This window comes from Streptomyces spinosisporus (genome assembly GCF_022698145.1).
GTDB classification, from domain to species: Bacteria; Actinomycetota; Actinomycetes; order Streptomycetales; family Streptomycetaceae; genus Streptomyces; species Streptomyces spinosisporus.
Genome location: NZ_JALDAX010000016.1, coordinates 132,268 through 158,016, shown reverse-complemented (window position 1 = coordinate 158,016; position 25,749 = coordinate 132,268). Strand labels below are relative to the sequence as shown.

15 protein-coding genes are annotated in these 25,749 nt (G+C 71.3%); 3 read left to right on the top strand and 12 right to left on the bottom strand.

Going from position 1 to position 25,749, the window contains the following annotated elements:
- Positions 1-172: 172 nt before the first annotated feature.
- From MQN93_RS33585 to MQN93_RS33575, 3 genes are all read right to left on the bottom strand, one after another.
- On the bottom strand, positions 173-1,477 hold the full coding sequence (locus MQN93_RS33585) for a M50 family metallopeptidase (RefSeq protein ID WP_505016697.1): 1,305 nt from the start codon (positions 1,475-1,477) through the stop codon (positions 173-175).
- Positions 1,474-2,742: a 1-deoxy-D-xylulose-5-phosphate reductoisomerase gene (gene dxr / locus MQN93_RS33580; protein WP_242712504.1), complete on the bottom strand. Its 1,269-nt coding sequence runs from the start codon at positions 2,740-2,742 to the stop codon at positions 1,474-1,476. Before dxr ends, MQN93_RS33585 begins: the two co-directional genes overlap by 4 nt.
- Positions 2,743-2,906: 164 nt before the next feature.
- Entirely contained in the window at positions 2,907-4,838 is a 1,932-nt protein-coding gene (locus tag MQN93_RS33575; protein ID WP_242712503.1) for an acyl-CoA dehydrogenase family protein, read from the bottom strand.
- Between the two features lie 295 nt (positions 4,839-5,133).
- Here MQN93_RS33575 and MQN93_RS33570 point away from each other — a divergent pair, with 295 nt between their 5' ends.
- The gene (locus tag MQN93_RS33570; protein WP_016432335.1) at positions 5,134-6,150 is read left to right on the top strand and encodes a LacI family DNA-binding transcriptional regulator; all 1,017 of its coding nucleotides are present in this window, start codon (positions 5,134-5,136) and stop codon (positions 6,148-6,150) included.
- Between the two features lie 55 nt (positions 6,151-6,205).
- A complete protein-coding gene (locus MQN93_RS33565) occupies positions 6,206-8,263 on the top strand; it encodes a glycoside hydrolase family 31 protein (RefSeq protein WP_242712502.1) in 2,058 nt (685 codons plus the stop codon).
- Between the two features lie 81 nt (positions 8,264-8,344).
- Here the strand turns inward: MQN93_RS33565 and MQN93_RS33560 are convergent, their stop codons facing one another.
- Genes MQN93_RS33560 through MQN93_RS33535 form a run of 6 tightly spaced genes read right to left on the bottom strand, consistent with a single transcriptional unit; the run spans position 8,345 to position 16,965 of the window.
- Positions 8,345-9,061, bottom strand: coding sequence for a glycoside hydrolase family 12 protein (locus MQN93_RS33560; RefSeq protein WP_242712501.1), 717 nt, complete (start codon positions 9,059-9,061; stop codon positions 8,345-8,347).
- 35 nt (positions 9,062-9,096) lie between these two features.
- The gene (locus MQN93_RS33555; protein ID WP_242712500.1) at positions 9,097-11,286 is read right to left on the bottom strand and encodes a glycosyl hydrolase family 95 catalytic domain-containing protein; all 2,190 of its coding nucleotides are present in this window, start codon (positions 11,284-11,286) and stop codon (positions 9,097-9,099) included.
- Positions 11,283-13,250 carry a beta-galactosidase gene (locus MQN93_RS33550; RefSeq protein WP_242712499.1) on the bottom strand — a complete coding sequence of 656 codons (1,968 nt, stop codon included), beginning with the start codon at positions 13,248-13,250 and terminating at the stop codon, positions 11,283-11,285. Before MQN93_RS33550 ends, MQN93_RS33555 begins: the two co-directional genes overlap by 4 nt.
- Complete coding sequence (locus MQN93_RS33545; protein WP_242712498.1) at positions 13,247-14,185, bottom strand: carbohydrate ABC transporter permease; 939 nt, start codon at positions 14,183-14,185, stop codon at positions 13,247-13,249. The genes MQN93_RS33550 and MQN93_RS33545 overlap by 4 nt, the downstream gene beginning before the upstream one ends.
- Positions 14,182-15,219, bottom strand: a complete 1,038-nt coding sequence (locus tag MQN93_RS33540) for an ABC transporter permease (protein ID WP_016432341.1) — start codon at positions 15,217-15,219, stop codon at positions 14,182-14,184. Before MQN93_RS33540 ends, MQN93_RS33545 begins: the two co-directional genes overlap by 4 nt.
- A 27-nt stretch (positions 15,220-15,246) precedes the next feature.
- Positions 15,247-16,965 carry an extracellular solute-binding protein gene (locus MQN93_RS33535; RefSeq protein WP_242712497.1) on the bottom strand — a complete coding sequence of 573 codons (1,719 nt, stop codon included), beginning with the start codon at positions 16,963-16,965 and terminating at the stop codon, positions 15,247-15,249.
- Between the two features lie 295 nt (positions 16,966-17,260).
- Between MQN93_RS33535 and MQN93_RS33530 the strand changes: the two genes are divergently transcribed.
- The gene (locus MQN93_RS33530) at positions 17,261-20,098 is read left to right on the top strand and encodes a glycoside hydrolase family 3 C-terminal domain-containing protein (protein ID WP_242712496.1); all 2,838 of its coding nucleotides are present in this window, start codon (positions 17,261-17,263) and stop codon (positions 20,096-20,098) included.
- 34 nt (positions 20,099-20,132) lie between these two features.
- Here MQN93_RS33530 and MQN93_RS33525 read toward each other — a convergent pair whose 3' ends face one another.
- From MQN93_RS33525 to MQN93_RS33515, 3 genes are all read right to left on the bottom strand, one after another.
- Positions 20,133-21,578 (bottom strand): aldehyde dehydrogenase family protein, encoded by a 1,446-nt coding sequence (locus MQN93_RS33525; protein WP_242712495.1) that lies wholly within the window; start codon positions 21,576-21,578, stop codon positions 20,133-20,135.
- Positions 21,579-21,754: 176 nt separating this feature from the next.
- Entirely contained in the window at positions 21,755-23,362 is a 1,608-nt protein-coding gene (locus tag MQN93_RS33520; protein ID WP_242712494.1) for a PucR family transcriptional regulator, read from the bottom strand.
- Positions 23,363-23,501: 139 nt separating this feature from the next.
- Positions 23,502-25,619, bottom strand: coding sequence for an ATP-binding protein (locus tag MQN93_RS33515; RefSeq protein ID WP_242712493.1), 2,118 nt, complete (start codon positions 25,617-25,619; stop codon positions 23,502-23,504).
- Between the last annotated feature and the right edge of the window lie 130 nt (positions 25,620-25,749).

Here is a 25,749-nt window from a genome sequence, read left to right as displayed (position 1 = left end):
GCTGTGCAACCCCAAGTCGTGGATCAAGGCCAGGTCCCGTCAGCAGCGGGCTCCAGGCTTCGAGATTACGGCACGTACCTGAACACCGGCACACGGCGGCCCGACGATCCGCTCAATGGTGTCCCATGGATGCGGACCGCCGGGCCGCCGTGTGAGCCCGGAGCCGCCCCCCTCAGCTGATCTTGACCGGATTGACCACGTCCGCCACCAGCACCAGCAGGGTGAAGCAGACGAACACGCCGGCCACCACGTACGCCACCGGCATCAGCTTCGCCACGTCGAAGGGACCGGGGTCCGGGCGGCGCAGCACGCGCGCCAGGTTCCGGCGCAGCGACTCCCACAGGGCGCCCGCGATGTGCCCGCCGTCCAGGGGCAGCAGCGGCAGCATGTTGAACAGGAACAGGGAGAGGTTGAACCCGGCGATCAGCATCAGGGCCGTGGCCAGCTGCTGGGTGGGCGGGATGTCGAGGGTGAAGATCTCGCCGCCGACCCGGGCCGCTCCGACCACGCCCATCGGAGAGTCGGGTTGGCGGGGGGCGCCGTCGAAGGCCGCGTCCCACAGGGCCGGGATCTTGCCGGGCAGGGCCGCGAGGGAGTCGACGGCCTCGCTGATCCGGTCGCCCATCCAGGACACGGATTCGCCGAAGTCCTGCCGGACCACGCCGTTGGCGGCGCTGAAGCCGAGGAAGCCCGCGCTGACGAACTTGCCGGGGACCACCTGGCCGGAGGAGTCCTTCTTCGCGACCTGGTTGGTGGCGATCTTCGCGTGCAGGGTGACGTCCTGGCCCTTGCGCTCGACGACGATCGCCACGTCCTTGCCCGGGGTGGCCCGGATGAGGTCGGAGAGCTTGTTCCAGTCGTCCGTGCGCACCCCGTTGAAGGAGACGATCTTGTCGCCCGCCTTGAGGCCCGCCGCGGCGGCCGGGGAGGCCGGGTCGCCCTTGCGGCAGTCGTCGCGGTTCTGGCTCTGCGCGATGACGCACTGGGAGACGGAGCTGACGGTGGTGGTCTGCTGGGCGATGCCGAAGCCCATCAGGACCGTCAGGAACAGCGCGACGGCCAGGATCAGGTTCATGAAAGGGCCCGCGAACATCACGATGACCCGCTTCCAGGGCTTGCGGGTGTAGAACAGCCGCCTCTCGTCGCCCGGCTGGAGCTCCTCGAAGGCCGCCGAGCGGGCGTCCTCGATCATGCCGCGCCAAGGGGACGTGGAGCGCGCGGCGATACGGCCGTCGTCGCCGGGCGGGAACATGCCGATCATGCGGATGTAGCCGCCGAACGGGATGGCCTTGAAGCCGTACTCCGTGTCGCCCTTCCTGCGTGACCAGATGGTCGGGCCGAAGCCCACCATGTACTGCGGCACGCGGATGCCGAAGAGCTTGGCGGTGGACAGGTGCCCCAGCTCGTGCCACGCGATCGAGACCAGCAGGCCGACCACGAAGATCACTATGCCGAGAACCATCATCAGGGATGTCATGCACGCGCCTCCGCGGTGGCCGTAGCCGTCTGCGCCGTCAGTTCCCGGGCCCGGGCCCGTGCCCAGGTCTCCGCTTCGAGGACGTCCGACACGGTGAGCGAGGTTCCCGTCCGCGGTGTGCCGTGCTCCTCCACCACCCGGGTCACGGTCTCCATGATCCCGTTGAAGGGCAGCGCACCGCCGCGGAACGCCTCCACGCACTCCTCGTTTGCCGCATTGAACACCGCCGGGGCGGTGCCCGCGAGCTCACCCACGTGCCGGGCGAGGTTCACCGACGGGAACGCGTCGTTGTCGAGCGGGAAGAACTCCCAGGTCGACGCCGTGCGCCAGTCGAAGGCCGGGGCCGCGTCGGGGATCCGCTCGGGCCAGCCGAGACCGACGGCGATCGGCCCGCACATGTCGGGGGGCGTCGCCTGGGCGATCGTCGATCCGTCCGTGAACTCAACCATCGAGTGGACATACGACTGCGGATGCACGACCACCTCAATGCGGTCGAAGGGAATGTCGTAGAGGAGGTGCGCCTCGATCACTTCCAGCCCCTTGTTCACCAGGGTCGCGGAGTTGATCGTGATCACCGGGCCCATGGCCCAGGTGGGGTGCGCGAGGGCCTCCTCGACGGTGACGTTCGCCAACTGCTCCTTCGTACGGCCGCGGAAGGGGCCGCCGGAGGCCGTCACGACGAGCTTGCGCACGTCCGCGCGCGTGCCGGCCGCCAGGGCCTGGAACAGGGCCGCGTGCTCGGAGTCGACCGGGATGATCTGTCCGGGCTTGGCGAGCGCCTTGACCAGCGGGCCGCCGACGATGAGCGACTCCTTGTTGGCGAGCGCGAGGGTGCGGCCCGCCTCCAGGGCGGTGAGGGTCGGTGCGAGGCCGATGGAGCCGGTGATGCCGTTGAGGACGGTGTGGCAGTCGGAGGCGGCGAGATGGGTGGCCGCCTCGGGTCCGGCGAGGATCTCCGGGAGCGGCTCCCCCGCCCCGTACTGCGCGGCGAGTGCCTCGCGCAGCTCGGATACGACGTCCTCGCGGGCGACCGCCACGGTCCGCACCCGCAGCCGGTGGGCCTGCTCGGCCAGCAGCGCGACCCGGCCGCCGTTGGCCGAGAGCCCGGTGACCCGGAAGCGGTCGGGATGGCGCAGCACGAGGTCGATGGCCTGGGTGCCGACCGACCCGGTGGAACCGAGGATCACCACGTCCTTGGGGCCGCTGCCCGCCACGGGGTCGTAGACGAGGTGCGGGTCGGCGAGTGGGGCTGGACTATCGGTCATCTCTCCATTGTTGCCGAGGCGCGCCACCGGGAGGACAGTGCGTCGCCCGGGAGGGTGGCTTGTCGCGCTCTTCCCGGTTGGGGCGGGATCCCCCCTTGTGAGGGCTGCATGAAGACCGGGCGGCGGGGGGGATCCCTTCCGGGTGTGCCGTGACGTGCGCGACGTCACCCGATGGAGCGGTGCACGTTCTCCTTCTGTGAGGGTCCGGGATCGGATGCGGCGATCCACGGTCCTTCGCCCGAGGGGTCGACGATGCCGTCCTCCAGCCACTCGTACGTGCCCGACATCACGCCCTTGACCACCGTGCGGTCGAGGTCGTCGGTGTTGTTCCAGAGCCGGCCGAAGAGCTCCTCGACGCGCAGGCGGGACTGGCGGCAGAAGGCGTCGGCGAGCTGGTAGGCCTCGCGGCCGTGGTCGCCCTGGCTGCGCAGCAGTTCGGCCCGTACGCAGGCCGCGCTCATCGCGAACAGTTCGGCGCCGATGTCCACGACACGGCCCAGGAAGCCCTGCTTGGTCTCCATCCTCCCCTGCCAGCGGGACATGGCGTAGAAGGTGGCGCGGGCCAGCTTGCGGGCGTGCCGCTCGACGTAGCGCAGGTGTCCGGAGAGGTCCACGTCGCGCTTGAACTCGCCGTAGGAGACGGGGAGTTGTCCGGGTCCGGCGACCAGCTTCGGGAGCCACTTGGCGTAGAAGACGCCTGCGTTGGCGCCCGCCTTCGCCTTGTCCTGGAGGGACTTGTCGGGGTCGATGAGGTCGCCGGCGACGGACAGGTGGGCGTCGACCGCCTCGCGGGCGATCAACAGGTGCATGATCTCCGTCGAACCCTCGAAGATGCGGTTGATCCGCAGGTCGCGCAGGACCTGCTCGGCCGGGACGGCCCGTTCGCCGCGGGCCCTGAGGGACTCCGCCGTCTCGAAGCCGCGTCCGCCGCGGATCTGGACGAGTTCGTCGGCGATCAGCCAGGCCATCTCGGAGGCGTAGAGCTTGGCGAGCGCGCCCTCGATGCGGATGTCGTTGCGGTCCTCGTCGGCCATCTGGCTGGAGAGGTCGAGTACGGCCTCCAGGGCGAAGGTCGTGGCCGCGATGAAGGAGATCTTGGCGCCGACGGCCTCGTGGTGGGCGACCGGCTTGCCCCACTGCTCCCGCGCCCCGGACCATTCACGGGCGATCTTCAGGCACCACTTGCCGGCGGCCACGCAGGACGCGGGCAGGGAGAGCCGGCCGGTGTTCAGCGTGGTCAGCGCGATCTTCAGGCCCGCGCCCTCGGGGCCGATGCGGTTGGCGGCGGGGACCCGGACCTGGTGGAAGCGGGTGACGCCGTTCTCGATGCCGCGCAGGCCCATGAAGGCGTTGCGGTTCTCGACGGTGACGCCGGGCGAGTTGGTCTCGACGACGAAGGCGGTGATGCCGCCCTTGTGGCCCTCGCTCTTCGGCACCCGCGCCATCACGACGAGGAGGTCGGCGACCACGCCGTTGGTGGTCCACAGCTTGACCCCGTCGAGGACGTAGTCGTCGCCGTCGCGCACGGCCGTGGTCGCGAGCCGTGCCGGGTCGGAGCCGACGTCGGGCTCGGTCAGCAGGAAGGCGCTGATGTCGGTGCGGGCGCAGCGGGGCAGGAACTGCTCCTTCTGCTCGGGCGTGCCGAACAGTTTCAGCGGCTGCGGTACGCCGATCGACTGATGCGCGGAGAGCAGGACGCCGATGGCGGGGCTGGCGGAACCCGCCAGGGTCAGTGCCTTGTTGTAGTACACCTGGGTGAGGCCGAGACCGCCGTACTTGGTGTCGATCTTCATGCCGAGGGCGCCGATCTCCTTGAGGCCGGTGATGACCTCGTCGGGGATGCGGGCCTCGCGCTCGATCAGTGCTCCGTCGACCTTGGTCTCGCAGAAGTCGCGCAGTTTGGCGAGGAACTCCTCGCCGCGCTGGGTGGCCTCGTCGGTCGGCATGGGGTGGGGGTGGATGAGGTCGAGCCGGAAGCGGCCGAGGAACAGTTCCTTGGCGAAGCTGGGCTTGCGCCACTCCTGTTCCCTGGCCGCCTCCGCCACCTGGCGGGCCTCACGTTCGGAGACGGTGGGTTTGCTGGATGGTGCGGACATGAGGCTCACCTCGCCGCGAGGAGGGGATCTTGGACCGATTTGGTTACCGGTGGGTGCTACTCGATCGTATGTACCCGATCCCGGGCCACCCCACCACCCCTGGGACGCAGTCGTCGGTCCGAATTGACGGCCGGGGCTCCCGCGCGGAAGATCGGGACGCCTCGGGGAAGACGCTGTCGAAGCGCTTCGACAGCCTATGGACACCCACCTCCGCTAGAGCTAGTGTCGAACCACCCTCACCCGCCCCTGTTCGTCATGCGCACTGTCGAAGCGCTTCACACGCTTGGAGAGCTGGATGGTCACCCTCGCCGAGGTCGCCCAGCACGCCGGAGTCTCGGCGAGCACGGTGAGCTATGTCCTCAGCGGCAAGCGGTCCATCTCCACGACCACCCGGCAGCGGGTCGAGCGGAGCATCCGCGAGCTCGGCTACCACCCGAACGCGGGCGCGCGCGCCCTGGCCAGCAGCAAGTCGAACATCATCGCGCTGATGGTGCCGCTGCGCACCGACATGTATGTGCCGGTGATGATGGAGATCGCCATCGCGGTCGCCACCACGGCCCGCACACACGGCTACGACGTCCTGCTGCTGACCGGCGAGGAGGGCCCCGACGCCGTGCGCCGGGTCACCGGCAGCGGGCTCGCCGACGCGATGATCCTGATGGACGTCGAGCTCGACGACGAGCGGCTGCCGCTGCTGCGCGGCACGCACCAGCCGTCCGTGCTCATCGGACTGCCGGCCGACATCACCGGACTGACCTGCGTCGACCTCGACTTCAAGGCGACGGGCGCGCTGTGCGTCGAGCACCTGGCCATGCTCGGCCACCGTGACATCGCTGTCATCGGCGAGGCCCCCGCGGTCTACGAGCGGCACACCGGCTTCGCCGTGCGCACACTGGAGGGACTGCGCTCGCGGGCCCGGGAGTTGGGCGTACGACTGCTGCACCGGCCGTGCGAGGGCGGCTACGACGCCATGGCCCTCACCCTCGCCCGCATCCTCGACGAACGCCCCGGCACCAGCGGCTTCGTCGTGCAGAACGAGTCGGCCATCGAGCCGCTGCTCGCGCTGCTGCGCCAGCAGGGCCGCGCCGTGCCCGAGGACGTGTCGGTGGTCGCGGTCTGCCCCGAGCAGGTCGCCACCCAGGCCTCGGTGCGGCTGACGTCCGTCGCCATCCCCGCACAGGAGATGGGCCGGCACGCCGTGGAGCGGCTGGTCGCCAAGCTCGATGGCCGCGGGGCCGACGAAGTCGTCCTGATCTCCCCCGAGTTGACGGTCCGGGCGAGCACGGGCCCGGCGCCCTCCAGCACGACCTGACCGCCGCTTTCCCCAGCCCTGCGGGCACCCGCATGTCCCTTCGGGAGCACCCTTCGTGAATCAGCCTGCCGAAAATCAGACCCGGATCAGCCTCGCGCAGTCCTCCCCCACCCTCGGCACCTTCCGTGAGCGGGACGGCGCGCTGGAGTGGAGCGGCCGCCAGGAGACGCTGCGCATCGAGCCCTGGGGGCCGGACGCGGTCCGGGTCCGGGCCCGGCTCGGCGGGCCCGTCCTCATGGACACACCGGGTGCGCTGCTCGACGAGGTTCCGGCCGCCGAGAGCAGCGTCAAGATCGGTGACGGGGAAGGGCAGTTGACGGTCGGTGCGCTGACCGTCCAGGTCGACGCCGAGGGCCTGATCCGCTTTCTGCGCACCGACGACCTCTCGGAACTCCTGGCCGAGCAGCGAGCCCACTTCTGGTGGCCCGGCTCGCGGCTGTACACGGCCGTCGGCAACGGGCATCACCGTCTGGAGCAGCGCTTCGCCGCCTACGACGACGAGAAGCTCTACGGCCTCGGCCAGCACCAGCACGGCCGCCTCGACCAGAAGGGCCTGGTCGTCGACCTGGTCCAGCGCAACGCCGAGGTCGGCGTTCCGGTGCTGTGCTCCAGCCGCGGCTACACCCTGCTGTGGAACAACCCGGCGATCGGCCGGGTGGAGCTGGCGTACAACGGCACCCGCTGGGTGGCGGACTCAGCCCGTCAGATCGACTACTGGATCACCGCGGGCGGCCTCGCGGACGGGCAGCGCCGCTACAGCGCGGTCACCGGCCGTACGCCGATGCTGCCCGAGTGGGCGGCCGGGTTCTGGCAGTGCAAGCTGCGCTACCGCACCCAGGACGAACTCCTCGCGGTGGCACGGGAGTACAAGCGGCGCGGGCTGCCGATCTCCGCGATCGTCTGCGACTTCTTCCACTGGACGCATCTGGGCGAGTGGAGGTTCGACCCGGCCGAGTGGCCGGATCCGGCGGCGATGGTGCGTGAACTGGACGAGCTGGGCATCAAGTTGGTGGTCAGCGTCTGGCCGTCGGTGTCGCCGCTGAGCGAGAACCACCCCGTCATGGAGCAGCGCGGCTACTTCATCGGCACCGAGTACGGCCCGATGGCGCACGCCGACTGGCCCGACAAGGGTGTCGCCTCCACCGTCCAGGTCGCCTTCTACGACGCCACGAACCCCGGGGCCCGTGACTTCGTGTGGTCGAAGGTGAAGGAGCACTACCTGGAGCCGTACGGCATCACCGCCTTCTGGCTGGACGCCTGCGAGCCCGAGCTCAAGCCCGGGTTCCAGGAGAACCTGCGGTACTGGGCGGGTCCGGGTCTCGAGGTCGGCAACAGCTATCCGGCGGAGAACTCCCGGACCTTCTACGAGGGTCTGCGTGCGGCCGGCGAGACCGAGGTGGTGACGTTGAACCGGTCGGCCTGGGCGGGCAGTCAGCGCTACGGCGCCGCCCTGTGGTCCGGTGACATCGGCACCGACTTCGCGACGCTGCGCCGGCAGATCGCCGCGGGGCTGAACACCGCGATGTCCGGGATTCCCTGGTGGAACACGGACATCGGTGGGTTCCACGGGGGTGATCCGGACGATCCGGCCTACCGCGAGGTGATGATCCGGTGGTTCCAGTTCGGGGCGCTGTCGCCGCTGATGCGGTTGCACGGCTTCCGGGACCCGGGAATGCCGCTCGGGCCGGAGATGACCGGTGGGGCGAACGAGGTGTGGTCGTACGGGGAGGAGGCCGGGGCGATCATGGAGCGGTATCTGCGGCTGCGCGAGAGGCTGAAGCCGTACGTTCTGGACGTGATGCGCCAGGCGCACGAGGAGGGGGTGCCGGTGATGCGGCCGCTCTTCCTGGAGTTTCCGGAGGATCCGGTGGCGTGGTCGGTGGACGATGCGTATCTGCTCGGGCGGGATCTGCTGGTGGCGCCGGTGCTGACCGCCGGGGCGACTGCTCGGACGACGTATCTTCCGGCAGGGGGTTCCTGGGCGGACGCCTGGACCGGGGTGAGGTATGCGGGGGGTGCGGCTGTGACCGTGGACGCGCCGCTGGAGCGGATTCCGTTGTTTCTGCGGGATGGGGTGCGGTTGCCCATTGCGCCGGAGGGGGTGCCGGGATAGGTCCGTGGGCGGCTGCGCGTTCGTTGTGGCTGGTCGCGCAGTTCCCCGCGCCCCTTTCGGGGCGCGAGGTAACCGGTCCGCCTAGCTGCTGGTGACGCTCTCGCTGTTGACGGTGAAGTCCAGTCCGCCGGAGGAGGACGTGATCTCGAAGCCGAACTGCAGGTCCCCGATGGTCACGTTGCCGAACCAGCCCTTGGTGTCCTTGATCCACTTCAGGATCGGCAGGACGTTCACGGTGCCGGAGCTGGAGTTGGAGGTGCGGATGAAGGAGAAGACGTCGTTGGCGCCGTTGTTGCCCTTGTAGACGGTCCAGGTGTGGCCGCCCAGCGTGACGTTGCCCTGCGAGGTGCCGAGCGGGCCGACGGCTCCCGTCTTGTTCATCCAGAGCATGATCTCGTACTGGTAGCCGGTGTCCCAGATGTCGTACGAGGTGTTGTACGCGCCCGACGACGGGACGGAGACGTTGTAGCTGCTAGAGAGCGAACCGAGCGAGGTGATCGACTTGTTGATCACCTTCTTGGCGTTGGGGTAGGACTTGATGCCGCCGGTGTTCGGGTGGTTGGCGTTGACGCCCCAGTTGGTCCCGGAGTTGGCCCAGATGCACTGGCTGCCGGCGCCGGAGCCCCAGATGTTGTTGTAGAGCGTGTAGCCGTTCAGCGTGGTGTTGCCCCACTGGTCGCAGGAGCTCCAGACGGCGGCGGACGCGGGGGCGGAGGCCAGGCCGACGGTGGCGCCGAGCGCGAGCGTGGGAGCGATCAGGGCCATGCCGATCCGGCGGCCGAGCGTGCGTGTTGCCATGGTGTCCCTTCCATGGGTGGGGGGAGGTGCACAGGTCACCCCGTCCTCAGGGTGAGGACGTGGTCTTCTCCGGCGACGAGGTCGAGCGGTCGGGTCCCGGAGGAAGTCCGGAGTTCGACGCGGTGGGTGCGGGTGGGGCGGAGCACCGCGGTCGCTTCGTGCGGGGTCCAGGTCAGGTCGAGGCGCGCCCCGAACCGCGTGCGCACGCCGCGGAGTCGGCCGTGCGGATACGCGTCCGGGAGCGCGGGCAGCAGGACCAGTCGGTCGGGCGTGGACTGCACGAGCATCTCGATCAGTACGGCGGGCAGGGTGTGCGCGGCGTCCGCGTTGTAGACGTCGCGGTTCGGGTAGTGCGCGCTCATCAGCGAGGCGTGGAAGTAGTCGCCCTTGAGCACCTGGCCGAGCGCGTGCGCGACCCGTTCGCCGTCGCGCAGCCGGGCGGCGACGAGGGCGTGGTGCAGATGGCCGTGCGCGGAGTCATTCTCGGCGCCGCGCAGTTCGAGGGCGCGATGGGCGGCGGCCGCGAGCTCCGGGGTGTCGTACGGATTGATCTCGTCGAGCGGCCAGACCCCGTAGAGGTGGCTGAGGTGGCGGTGGTCGTAGGTGTCGTCGAGGCCGGGCCGGGCCCATTCGGCGAGGGCGCCGTCGGCGTTGATCCGGTGCGGCGGCAGCCGGTCGGCGAGCGCGCGCCACCGCTCGGCGTGCCGCGGGTGCCGGTCGGCCGCGGTCAGCAGGGCGTGCCGGGCGGCCGAGAGGTCCATGGCCGCGTTGACCGCGCCCCAGCCGGCGCCCACGGGCCGGTTCTCCGGCGAGTAGGAGGGGACGACGACCACACGACCGTCCGGGTCCGTCCGGTCGAGGAAGTCCTCGTAGAACAGGGCCACTTGGGCGAGCGCATGCGTGGTGCGCGGGTCGCGGGTGCCGTGGGTCTCGTCGTGGTCGACGAGCGGCTTGAGCAGCCAGTCGGCGCCCGCGGTCCACAGGTGCAGGGGGTATTCACGGCTGAAGTGGTACGACAGCCCGGACTCGCCGTCGGTGTGGGCCGGGGCGACCACGCCGCGGGCGCCGAAGACCGCACGGGCGTTCTCGGCCCAGTCATCGAGCTGACGGCAAATCAGCGAGGCGTGGGCCTCGGTCACTTCGGGTAGGGCGGCGGCCGCCGCGGAGGAGGTCTGGAGGTTGAGGTTGGCGTCGTTGGTGAACGCGGCGGACCAGGCGGTGTTCCAGTCGCCGGTCCAAAGGCCGACGAGCCGGGGCGGGAACAGCCCGCTCGCGCTGAGCAGGTGGTAGCGGCCGGCGGCGAAGAGGCGCTCCAGCAGCGCCGGGCTGTCGGGACGTGCCAGCAACTGTGAGCCGGGCAGGGCCCGTTCGGCCTCGTCGGCGCCCAGGTCCAGGGTGACGCGCTCGTAGGCGGTGCGGTGCAGGGCGGTGTGCCGGGCCAGGAGGGCGGCGTACGGGTCCTTGTCCTGAGGCACCAGCGAGCGCAGGGCGCGGGCGTGGGGTGTGATGTCCAGCTCGCCGGAGTGCCGCAGCACGCGCGTCAGCAGCAGGACCGACGCGGCGCCGGTGACCCGGGCGCCCGGCGGCGTGAGCACCGTACGGCCGCCCGTGGCCACGACGAGGGTCAGTCCGGTGTAGGCGGTGTCGCTGCCCGGGTAGCGGACCCGCAGCGTGAGCAGGGCGCCCTCCGGGGTGAGCACGGCCCCCTCCCCGACCGCGAGTCCACTGGGCGCTCCGGGGAGGCGGTGGTCCAGGGCGATGTCCACGTCGGGTGCCGTGAGGTGCTGGACGATGACGTCCTCCGCCCGCGAGACGAAGACCCGGCTGGTCCGGCCCTGGCAGACCGTCTGGACGACACCGGTGGTGAAGTCGACGCTGCGGCGGTGACCGGGCGGCTGTTCGCCGGGCGTGCGGCGCAGCCGGATCCAGAAGGCGGGGTGGAAGGGCTGCACCCACTGCAGCTCACGGCCGTCGGTGAAGGCCTCGGCGGCATCCCACTCCCCCGCCATCAACCGGTCCTTCAATGCGGGGAGTTGGTCCGCGAGTTCGGGCGGCCTGGCGCTCTCGCCGCCGTTGGGGCGTACGAGGGTGTGATGCGTGACGACGACCCGTTCGTCGTTCGGATCGCCGAACACAAGGGCGCCGTGGCGGCCGTTGCCGCTCAGGAATCCGTCCTCCCAGCGGGTGGCGGGCCGGGGCTCCCAGGTGCCGTGGACGATGCTCATGACCGCAGCACCGCCACCCCGTACCGGCCGAGGGTGAGTTTGTTCTCGACGGCCGACCCCGTGAGCAGGTCGTGGTGACGGCCCGGCAGCGCCACGGTCACCGGCTCACGCCCGTGATTCAGGACGAAGAGCAGGTCGCCGCGGCGGACCGCCTCGACCCCGTCGGGCAGGCCGTCGACGACGCGTCGGACGCCTGCGCCGGCCGCGATCCGGGCGAGCAGGACGCGCAGGGCGTGCGGCTCGGGGAGGGTGGAGAGGTACCAGGCGCGGCCCCTGCGCAGCACCGCGGGCAGCCCGTCGAGTTCGCCGCGCTGGTAGCGGGCCTCGATCGAGGCGCCCTCGGCGGCCTCGATCTCCTCCGACCACAGGGTCCCGCCGAAGGCGTCGGTCCCGGCGCTCTCGTCCTCGTCCAGCGGCCACCACTCGTGCAGGGTGCGGATGCCCAGCAGCTCGCGCAGGCGCTCGTCCATGCCGCCGGGGCGCACCCGGTCGTCCTGGTCGGCGACGCCGGTCAGGAAGCCGCAGACGAGGGTGCCGCCGTCGCGGACGTGGGCGAGGAGGTTGTCGACGGCCGCGTCCGTGAGGGCGTACAGCTGGGGGACGACGACCAGCTTGTACGCCCCGAGGTCGTGCTCGGGGTGGGCGAAGTCGGTGGCGAGGTGGGCCTGCCAGAGCGCGCGGTGCCAGACGGTCAGGACCTGGGCGTAATCGACCCGGGTGGAGAGGCGGCCCTGGTGGGCGCCCGCCCACCAGGAGTCCCAGTCGTGCAGGATCGCGATGTCGGACGGCGTGTGACTGCCCGTCACCTGGGTGCCGACCAGGGCGAGTTCTGCGCCGAGCTGCTTGACCTCCTGGTACGTCCGCCCCTCCTCCCCCGCGTGCGGGACCATCCCGGAGTGGAACTTCTCGGCGCCCTGCCTGGACTGGCGCCACTGGAAGCAGCAGACGGCGTCGGCGCCGCGGGCGACGGCCTGGAAGGACCAGAGGCGGTTCAGGCCCCGCCGCTTGGGGTGGTTGACGCCGCGCCAGTTGACGGCTCCGGCGGCCTGCTCCATCAGCATCCACGGGCCGCGGGCCTGCGAACGGGTCATGTCCTGCACGAGGGCGCCGTGCTGGGCGCCGAGGGGGTCGCGCGGGTCGGGATAGAGATCGACGGAGACGACGTCCTCCTCCCGCGCCCACCGCCAGGCGTCCTGTCCGGACCACAGCGGCATGAAGTTGGTGGTGACCGGGAGGTGCGGGGTGTGGCGGCGGACGATGTCCCGCTCGGCGGTGTAACACTCCAGGAGCATGTCGGACGTGAAGCGCCTGAAGTCCAGGACCTGTCCCGGGTTCTTCAGGTAGTGGGCGTGGCGGGGCGGCAGGATCTCCTCCCAGTCGCCGTAGCCCTGGCTCCAGAAGGCCGTTCCCCAGGCGGAGTTGAGGGCGTCGAGCGTGCCGTGTCTGCGCCTGAGCCACTGCCGGAAGCGGACCGCGGCCTCGTCGCCGTAGTCGTAGGTGCAGTACTCGTTGTTGATGTGCCACATGGTCAGCGCGGGGTGGCCGGCGTAACGGGCGGCGAGGTCCTCGGTGATGGCGGCGGCATACCGGCGGTAGGCGGCGCTCGCGTGCGAGAAGTGCTGCCGTCCGCCCCACCACTCGATGCGGCCGTCCTCGTCGCGCGGCAGGGTCTCGGGGTGCAGCCGCCCCAGCCACGGCGGGGGCGAGGAGGTGGGGGTGGCGAGGACGACGCCGATGCCGTGGTCGTCCATCAGGTCCATGAGCCGGTCAAGCCAGCCGAACTCCCGTGCCCCCGGCCGGGGTTCGAGCCGGGACCAGGAGAAGACCCCCATCGTCACGGAGTTCACCCCGGCGGCCTTCATGAGCCGGACGTCCTCCGCCCACACCTCCTCGGGCCACTGCTCCGGGCTGTAGTCCCCGCCGAACAGGATGCGCCCACGGGTGACGTCCGCGAGGCCCGTCATCCCTTGATCGCCCCGGTCAGCATGCCCTTCTTGAAGTGCCGCTGCACGAACGGCGACAGCACCGCCACCGGCAGCAGCGCCATCACCATCACGGCCATCTGCACGGCGAGCCCCGACAGTTGCCCCGTCTTGATCGCCTGCCCGAGTCCCACCGGGGCCTCCTGCTTCTGTACGAGCTGGATCATGACGTTCTGCAGCGGCATCATGTTCTGGTCGTTGAGGTACAGCGACGCGTTGAACCAGGCGCTCCAATAGCCGACGGCGTAGAACAGCGTGATCACGGCGAGGACCGCGCGGGACAGCGGCATCACGATCTGCCACAGGATCCGGAAGTCGCCGGCGCCGTCGATCCGCGCGCTGTCGATCAGTTCCTGCGAGATGCCCATGAAGAACCCGCGCAGGACAAGGATGTTGAAGACGCTCACCGCGCTCGGCAGGATCAGGGCGAGATAGCTGTCGGTCAGCCCCAGGGACTGCACCAGCAGATAGGTGGGGATCAGGCCCGCGCTGAAGAACATCGTCGCCAGCAGCAGCATCAGCAGCCAGCGGTGGCCGAGCGAGCCGATGCGGGAGAGGCCATAGGCGCACAGCACGGACACGGCCATCGAGAACAGCGTGCCGACCAGCGTGACCAGGACGCTGATGATCGCGGCCCGGGTGACCTGGCCGCCGCTCAGCAGCTCCCGGTACGCGACGAGGGTGATCCCCTTCGGGACCATCACCAGGCCGCCCGCCTCGTCGATCGTCTTCCGTGAGGACACACTGGTGACGACGACGATCCAGAGCGGGAAGAGGATGCCGAGGCAGGCCAGCGTCAGCACCAGGCCCTTGCCGGCGAGGCCCGCCCTGCTCGGCTCCTCCTCCCACACCGGGCGCGGCACTGCGGCCCACGCGGACGGTTTCCGGACCGGCGGCTTGTCGACGACGGCGGTCATTTCCTGTACACCCCCTGCTCGCCCATGAGATGGGCGATCTTGTTCGCGGCGAGGACCAGGCCGAGGCTGACCACGCCCTTGATCAGCCCGGCGGCGGCCGCGTAACCGAAGTCCTGGTTGCGTACGCCGTTCCACCACACGAAGGTGTCGAGGACCTCCGCCGCCCCCGGGCCCACGGCGTCGCGTTGGAGCAGGATCTGCTCGAAGCCGACGGTGAGCGCGTCGCCCACGCGCAGCACCAGCAGCAGGGCGATCACCGGCCGCAGCGCGGGCAGGGTGACATGCCACATGCGCCGCCACCGCCCCGCGCCGTCCATCGCGGCCGCCTCGTACAGGTCGGGGCTGACCGAGGCCAGCGCCGCGAGGAAGACGATGATGCCCCAGCCGGCGTCCTTCCAGATCGACTCCGCGGTGACGAGGAACTTGAAGGTGGACGGGTCGGTCATGATGTCCAGGCCGTCGTACCCGTGCCGGCGCAGCAGCTGCGACAACACGCCCGCCCCGCCGAGGAGTTGCTGGAAGACGGCGATGACCAGCACCCACGAGAAGAAGTGCGGGAGGTACATGATCGCCTGCGACAGCGCCCGCACCCTGGGTCTGACCACGCTGTTGATGAGCAGGGCGAGTGCGATCGGGATCGGGAAGAACAGCACGAGCTGCAGGGAGAACAGCACCAGCGTGTTCTGCACCGCGTTCCAGAAGGCCGAGTCCTCGAAGATCCGCTGGAAGTTCTCCAGGCCGACCCAGGGGCTGTGCAGCATGGAGACGATGCCGTTGTCGCTGACGTAGGGGTCGTAGTCCTGGAAGGCGACGATGTTGCCGAGGATCGGCAGGTAGTTGAAGAGCAGGAGCAGCAGGATCGCGGGCAGCGTCATCAGGAGCAGCACGCGGTCGCGTCTGAATCTGAGGCGCAGGCTCAACCTTCCCTTGATCGCCTTCTGTCGGGCGCCGGTCGCGCCGCCGGACGCCACCGGGGTCCGGTCCGCCGGGTGGTGTGCCTCGGCCCTGCTGCGAGGCACCGTGCTGTGGGACACGGCCTTCTCCTTGCCTCGGTGCCGGGGTCAGTTCGCCGAAGAGCCGTTGTCGTCGAGCAGCTTCTGATACCAGTCGCGCAGCTTGTCACCGCCCTTGCTCTTCCAGTCGGAGACGGCCTGCTGCATGTCGCTGATCTTCTTGCGGCCGCGGGTGATGTCGTCCTCGAGCTGCTCGAAGTCGTTCATGAGGTTGGTGTAGCGGGACGGCTCGGTGATCATCTGGCCGTAGAAGCTGGACTTCCTGGTGAAGGCGCCCATCCGCTGCTGCCATTCGACCTGGGCCTTGGCGACGTCGGGGAAGTCGGGGTGGGCGATGGTGGCGGCCGGGCTCGCGACCATGACGTAGGCGTTGAGGACCTCGTTGTTGCCCTGGGTGGTCTTGACGGGCACCCCGTTCTTGACGGTGTAGTCGGTGCCCTCGGGGCCGTAGTTGGTGAGCATGTACTCCTTGGTGCCGTACGGCGCCGCGGTGACGTTGGCGACGGCCAGCACGTCGCGGATCCGCGCCTCGGAGGCCTTCTTGTTGACGAAGGCGAAGATGCCCGCGGGCTGTTCGGCCCACAGCTCGGGGTCGCCGCCGTCGTGGCCGAAGATGTCCATGCCCCAGATCCTGTAGTCGGGGTTCTGGGTGGCCTGTTCGGCGGTGCGGCTCCACCACTGGCTGATGTTCTGGGCGTAGATCAGGAACTCGCCGGCGGCGAACTTGGGCCCCGGGTCGGGTGCGTTCTTGCCCATCTTGGCGTCGGGGTGCACGACCCCGGCGGCGAAGAGCTTGCGGGTCCACTCCAGCGCCTCGAGGTACTCGTCGGTCTCGATGCGGTTGATCAGCTTGCCGTCGACGAGGTTCCAGCCGAGCGGCTTCTCGCTGCCGGAGAGCACACCGAAGGCCTGGAAGGCCGTCCACTTCATGTCCATACAGGCCCAGCGCTTGGCCTTGGCGTCGGTGATCTCCTTGGCCAGGGACATGAACTCGTCGGCGGAGCGCGGGACTTCGTAGCCCTCCTTGTCGAAGATGTCCTTGCGGTAGAGGGGCACGATGCCGGTGACGTACGGGGAGGGCTGGGGCAGGCCGCGCAGTTTGCCGCCGATGATGCAGCGCCGCCAGGCGTCGGTCGGGATCGCGGCGAGGTTCGGGTAGTCCCTGACCTTGTCGCCGGAGAGATAGGGGCCGAGGTCGGCGAACTTGCTGATGATGGCGGTGGGTATCTTGCCGCCCATGTTCCAGCTGGGGACGACCACCACGTCCGGTACGTCGCTGGAGGCCAGGACCGCGCCGAGCTTCTGGTCGTAGGTGTTGCCGTCCTGGTTCTGCCAGACGACGTCGACGCCGATCAGGTCGTTCATCGCCTTGTAGTAGGCGTTGTTCTGCTTGGGCGGCGAGCCCCAGAACGGCGACATGATCGTGAGCCTGCCGCCCTTGCCGAGCTTCTTCGGGACCGAGGTCTTCACATTCGCGAGGTCGAGCTTGCCGGTGAAGCCGATCGCCGAGCCGTTCTTCGCCGGGATGTCCGGGCTCACCACGTTGCCGGCGACGTAGGCGGGCAGCAGCTTCCCCGCGTCCTTGCCGCCGGAGGAGCCGCCGCGCGACGTGCTGTCCGACCCCCCGCAGGCGGCGAGCAACGGCATCCCGCCCGCCACCGCGGCGGTGGCGACCGCCGTCGAGGCGAGGAAGCTTCTCCGGCTCGGGCCGGAGGGGCCGGAGGAGCCGGCGGAGCCGGAGGACGGGGAAGCGGCGTTCGGCGTCATTGCGTCAACCCTTCGTGGCGCACCAGGACACCCGGCGGTGGCCGTCGGCAGTGGTGTCTCGCAGGAAATGAGCGAATTCGACAGTCGAAGCGCTTCGATGTCGGAGGTGAGGGTAGGTGAACGCCAGGGGGTGCACAAGGGTCGCTCCCAAGATTCCCCGGAGCTGTGGGAGTCGACCTTTGCTCATGCGCCACTTGAAGCAGCGATGAGGATCCCTTGACACCCGACTACTGGTCGATCGAGCATCGAAGCGCTTCGAAAGCGCCATCTCGCCCCAGCGCAAAGGGACCCCCACGTGACCGCACAGACGCCGCACCTGCCGCCGTTCCGCGATCCGCAGCTGCCGTTCGCGAAGCGCATCGACGACCTGCTCGGGCGGCTCACGCTCGACGAGAAGATCTCCTTCCTGCACCAGTTCGCGCCCGCGGTGGAGCGCCTGGGCGTCGGCGCCTTCCGCACCGGCCAGGAGGCGCTGCACGGCGTCGCCTGGATGGGTCCCGCGACCGTCTTCCCGCAGGCCGTGGGGCTCGGCGCCACCTGGAACACCGATCTCGTACGCCGCGTCGGCGAGGCGGTCTCCAAGGAGGCCCGGGCGATGCGCGCCGAGGACGAGCGCGTCGGGCTCAACGTCTGGTCCCCCACCGTGAATCTGCTGCGCCATCCGCTGTGGGGACGCAACGAGGAGGGCTACTCCGAGGACCCGAGGCTGACGTCGGCCATCGCCACCGCGTACACCCGCGGGCTGCGCGGCGACCACCCCGTGTTCTGGCGCACCGCGCCCGTCCTCAAGCACTGGCTCGCCCACAACAACGAGACGGACCGGGCGACTTCGTCCAGCTCGGTCCGTCCGCGCGTCCTGCACGAGTACGACCTGCGCGCCTTCCGCGAGACGGTCGAGGCGGGCGCGGTGGCCGGGGTGATGCCGGCGTACAACCTCGTCAACGGCCGCCCCAACCACGTCTCGCCGTATCTGCGCCGGCATCTGCGCGCCTGGACGGACCAGGAGCTGCTGGTCTGCTCGGACGCGGGCGCACCCTCCAACCTGGTCGACGCCGAGCACTACTTCGGCACCCACGAGGAGGCGACGGCGGCCGCGCTGCGGGCGGGCGTCGACAGCTTCACGGACCACGGCACGGACAGCTCGCAGATCGTCGGACGGGTCAAGAGGGCTTATGAGCAGGGCCTGTTGACCGAGGACGACATCGACACCGCCGTGCGCCGCCAGCTCTCCGTACGCTTCCGGCTCGGCGAGTTCGACCCGGACCGGGACCCGCACGCGGGCACCGCCGCCTTCGACACCCCGGCGCACCGCGCGCTCGCCCAGGAGGCGGCGGAGCAGGCGATCGTGCTGCTGAAGAACGACGGACTGCTGCCGCTGGCACCCGACACCCGCATCGCCGTGGTCGGTCTGCCGGCCGACGAGTGCAAGCTCGACTGGTACAGCGGCACGCTGATCCACCGCTCGACCCCGCTGGAGGGTCTGTACGAGCGGTTCGGCGCCGAGCGGGTGGAGTTCGCGGAGGGTGTGGACCGGATCCGGCTGAGGACCTCCGCCGGTACGTTTCTGCATGTGCCGCCGTCGGAGGCGGCCGACGAGGTGCGCGGCGCCGAGGGTGCCCTGGACCCGGCGCTGCTGGCGGGCCGCACCGACCTGCCGCCGCTCACCACGGACGCCACGGGCACCGAGTTCGCGCTGATCGACTGGGGCGAGGGGCTGCTGACCCTGCGGGCCCCCGACGGCCGCTATCTGTCGGTCGCCGACGACGGCCTGGTGCGCGCGTCCGCCGACCAGCCGGGCGGCTGGGTCGTCCAGGAGACGTTCCGGCTGGAGGCCCATGACGGCGGCCACCTCCTGAGGCATGTCGGTACGGGTCGCCACGTCCGTGTCGCCGCCGACGGCGTGCAGGTCGCCGACACCGATCCGGAGCCGTTCGAGGTCGTCGTGACCGAGCGCGCCGAGGACGCGGTCGCCCGGGCCACGGCCCAGGCCGACGTGGTGCTGGTGGTGGCGGGCAACGATCCGCACCTGAACGGCCGCGAGACCGAGGACCGTACGACGCTGCGGCTGCCGGAGCACCAGGAGCGCATCCTGCGCGCGGCCCGCGCCGCGAACCCGCGAACGGTGCTGGCGCTGGTCTCCTCGTATCCGTACGCGGTCGAGACCGCCGCGCTCCCGGCGGTGCTGTGGACCGCGCACGGCGGCCAGGCCGCGGGCACCGCGCTGGCCCGGGTGCTGTCGGGGGACGTCTCCCCCGCGGGCCGGCTGCCGCAGACCTGGTACGAGTCGGACGCCGACCTGCCCGACCTGCTGGACTACGACGTGATCGGTGGCCGCCAGACCTATCAGTACGTCGAGGGGATGCCGCTGTTCCCGTTCGGACACGGGCTGTCGTACGCGTCGTTCGCGTACGGCGACCTGTCGGCGCGGGTGACGGACGCCGCAGTGCACGTCTCCTTCACGGTCACCAACACCGGCGACGTCACCGCCGACGAGGTCGCGCAGCTCTACGCGCGCGCCGTGGAGCCCGCCCTGCCGCGCCCCCGCCGGGAGCTGGTCGCACACCGCAGGATCACCCTGGCGCCGGGCGCGCGTCAGGAGCTGTCCTTCGAAGTCCCGCTGTCCGCCTTCGAGTTCTGGGACGTGGCGCGGGGCGGATGGCGGCTGGATCCGGGCCCGTACGAGCTGCTGGCCGGTGCCTCCAGCGAGGACGTCCGGCTGCGGACGACGGTGCTGCTCGACGGCGAGCCGCCCGCCCCGCGCCCGGTCGTGCGGCGCGGTCTGGAGGCGGCCGACTTCGACGAGCAGAGCGGGGCCGCGATCGTCGACCGCACGAAGGTGTCGGGGGACGCGGTGGCTCCGGCCGCGGGCGGCAGCGCCGAACTGGTCTACCGCGACTGCGACTTCGGCGACGGTGTCACGGAGGTGACGGCCCTGGTGGCGGGTGAGGGAGTCGTGGAGCTGTCGTTGGACGGGGGCGCCGTGCTCGCCGTGCTGCGGCCCGAGAACGCCGCCCCGGACGACCCGTACGCCTACACCACGGCCGCCGCGGGCATCGACGCCGAGGGCGTGCACGACGTGCACCTCGTCCTGCGCGGCCCGCTGCGGCTCGCCCGCGTCGGCTTCCGCGGTTGAGAACCCGCGGAGGCCGACGCGGCGAAAGGGACCGTCAGAGAGCCAGCCCCGTGAGGACCAGCACGCGCTCGTAGGTGTAGTCGTCCATCGCGAACTTCACGCCCTCGCGGCCCACACCGGACTGCTTGGCGCCGCCGTAGGGCATCTGGTCGGCGCGGTAGGAGGGGACGTCGCCGATGACGACGCCGCCGACCTCAAGGGCCCGGTGGGCGCGGAAGGCGACCTGCAGATCGTGCGTGAACACCCCTGCCTGGAGGCCGTACTTGGAGTCGTTGGCCGCGGCGAACGCCTCGGCCTCGCCGTCCGCCTTCTGCACGGTCAGCACCGGTCCGAAGACCTCCTCGCAGGAGATCGTGACCTCGGCCGGTACGTCGGTCAGGACGGTCGGCGCGTAGGAGGCGCCGTCGCGCTTGCCGCCGGCCAGGAGCGAGGCGCCCGCGTCGACCGCCTCCTGGACCCAGGACTCGACGCGCTTGGCCGCGTCCTCGCTGACCAGCGGGCCGACGTCGGTCGTGGCGTCGGCCGGGTCGCCGGTGACCTGGGCCTCGACGGCGGCGACGATGCGTGGCAGCAGACGGTCGTACACGGACGCGTCCGCGATGACCCGCTGCACGGAGATGCAGGACTGGCCGCCCTGGTAGTTGGAGAACGTCGCGATGCGGGTGGCGGCCCAGTCGAGGTCGGCGTCGGAGGAGTAGTCGCCGAGGACGACGGCGGCGCCGTTGCCGCCCAGCTCCAGGGTGCAGTGCTTGCGCGGCACCGAGTCCATGATCGCGTAGCCGACCTTCTCAGAACCGGTGAAGGAGATGACCGGCAGCCGCTCGTCCTGGACCAGGGCGGGCATCTTGTCGTTGGCGACCGGGAGGATGCTCCAGGAGCCCGCCGGGAGGTCGGTCTCGGCGAGCAGCTCGCCGATGATCAGGCCGGAGAGCGGGGTGGCGGGGGCCGGCTTCAGGATGATCGGCGCACCGGCCGCGATCGCCGGGGCGATCTTGTGGGCGCACAGGTTCAGCGGGAAGTTGAAGGGCGCGATGCCGAGGACGACGCCCTTGGGGAAGCGGCGGGTGAGGGCGAGCCGGCCCTGGCCGCCGGCGTCGGTGTCGAGGCGCTGGGCCTCGCCGCCGTTGAACCGCCGGGCCTCCTCGGCGGCGAACCGGAACACGGAGACGGCGCGGCCGACCTCGCCGCGGGCCCACTTGATCGGCTTGCCGTTCTCGGCGGTGATCAGCTGGGCGATCTCCTCGGTGCGCTCGACGAGCCTGCGGCTGACGTGGTCGAGGGCGGCGGCGCGGACATGGGCGGGCGTCGCGGCGAAGTCGTCGAGGACGGCGTGGGCGGCGGCGACCGCCTCCTCGACCTGGGCATCGGTCGGCACGGCGACCCTGCCGACGAGACGGCCGTCCCAGGGGGAGGTGACGTCGAAGGTGTCCTCGCCCGTGGCCTGGCGGCCGGCGAGCCAGAAGGCGGTGGTGGAAGTCATAGGGGTCCCGGCCCTTCCGCATCAGGGGGTGTACAGGGTGGTTCGGGTACACCGTAGGTGCGCGGGGGCGGGGGCGTGTTTGGCCGCGGTGGAGGGGTTGGAGGCGCGGGTGTGCCGGTTCGGCCATTTTCCAGGGCGCGGGCGTGCCGCGCCGTCCGCAACCGCCGCCCAGGTGGCTACTCCGACGCCGCCTTCAGCGCCAGCCACAGCTCCATCCGTACGTCCGGGTCGTCCAGCGACCGCCCGAGGATCTCCTCCACGCGCCGCATCCGGTAGCGCAGGGTGTGCCGGTGGACGCCCAGGTCGGCCGCCGCGGCGTCCCACTGGCCGTGCCGGGACAGCCAGGCGCGCAGCGAGGCCACCAGGTCGCCGCGGCCGGTGGCGTCGTGCTCGTAGAGGGGGCGCAGCAGGCCGTCCGCGAAGGCCTTCACCGCGTCGTCGTCCAGCAGGGGCACCACGGAACCGGCCGCCAGCTGCTCGTGCGCCACGCACACCCGCCCGCGCCGCCGGGCCACCGACAGCGCCTGCTCGGCCTGCTTGTAGGCCGCCGCCGCGGCTATCGGTCCGACGGGGGCCGACAGCCCCACCACCAGTTCGTCCTCGTCGCCGGCCGGTTCCCCCGTGGCCGCCGTCCCGGTCCGCGCCGCCTCCAGGGCGGCCGCGTACTCACCGCACGCGGCGACCGCCGCGCCGCCGTCCGTGGCCAGCACGATCAGCTGGTCGCCCTCGGGGACCACCAGCACGGGCTCCCCCGCCCGCGCGGCCGCCGCCTCCACCGCCTCGGCGAGCGCGGCCGACGGATCGGCGCCCGCGTCGGCGGCGGCACGGGCACCGGACGCCGACGGCGACTCGGCGACGATCATGCGGAAGGGCGAGTCCAGCAGGCCGCCGTACAGATGCCCGGCGACGGCCCGCGCATGGTCCGGCTCCCCCGCGAGCAGCATGCGCAGGACCGCCGCGCCGATGCGCTGTTCCGCCGCGTACAGCGAGCGGGACCGTTCCGTCGTGAGGGTCAGCAGGGCGATCGCCGAGTGGAGGGCGTAGCGCTCGGCCGTGCCGAGCGGGGTCGCCGTGCCCACGGCGAGCGCGGCCCGGGGCCGTCGTCCGGTGCCCAGCGAGTGCAGTTCGACGCGGTCCTCGTCGTCCGGCGGGCCGACCACCGAGGAGGCCGGTGCCGGCCGCTCGCGCAGCCGCTCCACCTCCGCCGTCAGCCGCGCGGCCCTGCGGCCCGCCCACTCGGGGGCCGTGGCGACGACGGTGCCCGAGGCGTCGTAGAGCGCGGCCCAGCCGTCGACCTGCGCGGCGAGCGCGGACAGTACGCCCTCGGGGCCGGCCGTCAGTGCCTGCCTGGTCAGCTCCCGCTGCGCGGCGAAGCCCGCGGTCACCGAGCGGTACTGGTCGGCGGCGATCGCGGCCGAGACGGCCTTGCTGATGGCGAGGAAGGGGGTGCGGCGCGGCACCTCGATGAGCGGCAGGCCTTCTTCCTCCGCCGCGTCGACGAGCGCCTTGGGGATCTCCTCGTAGTTGACGCCGACGGCGAAGCCGAGGCCGACGACCCCCGCCCCGACCAGTCTCTTCACATACCGCCGCATCGCCTCCGGGTCCTCCGCGTCCAGCTTCAGCGCGGTGACCAGGAGCAGCTCCCCGCCCTCCATGTACGGCACGGGGTCGGCGAGTTCGCTGACGTGCGCCCAGCGGACGGGCACGTCGAGGCGGTCCTCGCCCGCCCGCACGGTCAGTCTGAGCGCGGAGTGGTGGAGAAGCGAGGCGAGCGTCGGGGGCATGTGGCCTTCAGGTCTGCGGGGATCGGGCGAACCTTGTGATCATTTGGCCGCCATGTATGAACGACCTATGGCGATTCTGCCCCACTGTACGGTCACTCGGCGCAGCGGAGTGCCCTGAGTCCGGTCGTAAAGTCCGGTCCTAACCCCTCAGATCCACCAGCAGCGGCGGAGCGTGTTCTCCGTTCACGTCCGTCAGCGACAGCACCGCGTGCCCGGCCGGCAGCCCGTGGGCCAGTTCGGAGGCCGACCAGCGCTCGCGCTCCACCTGCCGCACGGTCACCGCCCGCGCGGTCGGCGCCTTGCCGGTGATCACCCGGCGCAGCATGTGCACGGCCTTGCCGGCCGGGGTCTCGGCGATGATCTGCCGGTCGGTGACGTCCCGCGCCTCCGTCCACTCCTTGCCCCAGACCTCGGCGAAGTCCTGCCCGTCCCACGGGGTGAGCCCGGACAGCGCCATCCGGCAGCCGGCGGAGCCGAGCAGCGGCCCGCGCAGCGGCCTCGGCACGTCGTCGAGCGTGCGCAGGGTGAGCACGGCGCCCGCGTTGACCGACCGCAGCCGCTGGATGCCGCGCACCGTCTCCGGGGTGACGACGCCCGTCGCGTCGTCCAGCACCAGACAGGCGAACAGCGAGCGGTCCTCGCGCACCGCGACGCTCGCCGTGAACTGCGCGAGCACCAGCCGCGCCAGCATCCGCGAGGCGTCCGCGTGTCCGCGCTCGGGCAGGTCGATGCGGACCCGAACCGGGTGGTCGAGGGCCTTGAGCGAGAACGGCTTGGAGTGTCCCGAGGTGTCGAAGAACCCGGCGAAGGCGGGCCGGTCGAGCAGCGCCACCCGGTCCGCGAGCACCGCCGCCATGTCGCCCGGGTTCCCCAACTGCCGCTCCCGCGCGTCCAGTTCACGCAGCAGCGAGTCCTGCCCCGAACCCTGCAGCGCCGTGCGCAGTGCGTCCAGGGGTCCGGGTGCGCCGTCCAGCAGCTGCCGCAGCTCCGGCACGGAGGGGAAGCGTGCGTGGACCGCCCGGAACGGTCCGAGCAGCTGGGCGAGGACGGTCGTGGCGCGCCGGCTGTCACTGCCGGGATGCGGGTCGGCGAGATCACCGACCAGCGCCTCGGCCAGCACGGCCGCGGCCTCGTCGGGGTCGGTGGTGCCGCCGTAGAGGTCGAGGTCGTACACGGATGCGGGATTCCCGATCTGTACGACGACGTCATAGGCGTCGACAGGGCCGAGCCCGGCGCCGGCCGCGCCGACCACGACCACGGCGGCCCGTCCGGCGAGGGCGTGCAGGCACAGCGACTCGGCGAGCGGCCGCACCACGGTGGCGGTCTTGCCGGAGCCGGCCGGGCCGACCGCCAGCAGGGAGGTGCCGAGCAGGTCGGGGCCCAGGGCGAGGGCGGCGCCGCGGTAGGCGTACGGGTTGCGGGGGTCGTCGGCGGTCGTGCCGAGCCGCACCTGCCCGGTCACCAGGTCGTGCCGGGCCAGCCGGGCCGGCAGATCGCGCTCCCCGGAGGGGTGCAGACAGGCGGCGGCACCGTCCTTGAGCACGGCACCGGTGAAGGCGGCGAGCGTGTGCCGGCCGGTGCGCACGCCCTGCCAGGCCCGGACGATCCGGGCGTGATCGACGTCCCGCATCAGCCCCGCCCGCGCCTCCGAGGCCAGCCGCTCGGCGGCGGCGTCGGCGCCGGCGGCGCGCAGGTCGGGCCACTGTGCGGGGTCCTCGGTGGGGACGGGCGGCGCTTCCTGGCGCTGCGGGCCGCGCAGGCGGGGGGCGACGAAGCGGCGCCACACCTCGCCCCAGCGGCCGAGCTTGCCGACCGCGACCATGATGATCAGCGCGACGAGCAGCTGGTAGCCGTTGTAGAGGAAGGCGGTGCCCGTGGGGCCGAGGTCGCCGTCGGAACCCCGCCAGGAGTCGGGGGTGACCAGGAAGAGGGGGACCCACCACCAGCCGCCGAGGTAGCCGTTCTGCAGGAGGGACCAGATCAGCCAGCCGGCCAGGAACGCGATCAGGGCCCCGCTGACCAACTGCCGCGCCGGGATGTCCTCCGGCTCCTCGTCCGGGCGCGGCCGGTGTCCGAACCGCCACACACCGGGCAGCGCCTTGGGCCGCGGGGTCCTGAGCCAGTCCAGGAACGCCGAGCCGTCCGGCAGCGGCGGGACCGACGGCGCCCGGGAGGGTGGCGGCGGGACGGCGGCACGTGCCCGCGGCACAGGATTCGCATGCGTACCCCGCGCGTCCTGGGTCCCGTCGCTGTCCATCGCCCTCGCCCCTCGACCAGCCGCTCCGTGCACCGTCAGCGGTCAATCTAACGCCCCGTACGGACAGTTCACCGCCTCACACGGCCGGGCCCGCGACCTGCGCCATGTCCACGGTGGACAATCGCGCCGC

What these genes read in the sequence shown, in the direction of transcription:
- MQN93_RS33585 (WP_505016697.1), bottom strand. Translation starts at nt 1,477, where the DNA reads ATGACATCCCTGATGATGGTTCTCGGCATAGTGATCTTCGTGGTCGGC.
- MQN93_RS33575 (WP_242712503.1), bottom strand. Translation starts at nt 4,838, where the DNA reads ATGTCCGCACCATCCAGCAAACCCACCGTCTCCGAACGTGAGGCCCGC.
- MQN93_RS33520 (WP_242712494.1), bottom strand. Translation starts at nt 23,362, where the DNA reads ATGCCCCCGACGCTCGCCTCGCTTCTCCACCACTCCGCGCTCAGACTG.
- MQN93_RS33555 (WP_242712500.1), bottom strand. Translation starts at nt 11,286, where the DNA reads ATGAGCATCGTCCACGGCACCTGGGAGCCCCGGCCCGCCACCCGCTGG.
- MQN93_RS33560 (WP_242712501.1), bottom strand. Translation starts at nt 9,061, where the DNA reads ATGGCAACACGCACGCTCGGCCGCCGGATCGGCATGGCCCTGATCGCT.
- MQN93_RS33550 (WP_242712499.1), bottom strand. Translation starts at nt 13,250, where the DNA reads ATGACGGGCCTCGCGGACGTCACCCGTGGGCGCATCCTGTTCGGCGGG.
- MQN93_RS33535 (WP_242712497.1), bottom strand. Translation starts at nt 16,965, where the DNA reads ATGACGCCGAACGCCGCTTCCCCGTCCTCCGGCTCCGCCGGCTCCTCC.
- MQN93_RS33570 (WP_016432335.1), top strand. Translation starts at nt 5,134, where the DNA reads ATGGTCACCCTCGCCGAGGTCGCCCAGCACGCCGGAGTCTCGGCGAGC.
- dxr (WP_242712504.1), bottom strand. Translation starts at nt 2,742, where the DNA reads ATGACCGATAGTCCAGCCCCACTCGCCGACCCGCACCTCGTCTACGAC.
- MQN93_RS33545 (WP_242712498.1), bottom strand. Translation starts at nt 14,185, where the DNA reads ATGACCGCCGTCGTCGACAAGCCGCCGGTCCGGAAACCGTCCGCGTGG.
- MQN93_RS33515 (WP_242712493.1), bottom strand. Translation starts at nt 25,619, where the DNA reads ATGGACAGCGACGGGACCCAGGACGCGCGGGGTACGCATGCGAATCCT.
- MQN93_RS33525 (WP_242712495.1), bottom strand. Translation starts at nt 21,578, where the DNA reads ATGACTTCCACCACCGCCTTCTGGCTCGCCGGCCGCCAGGCCACGGGC.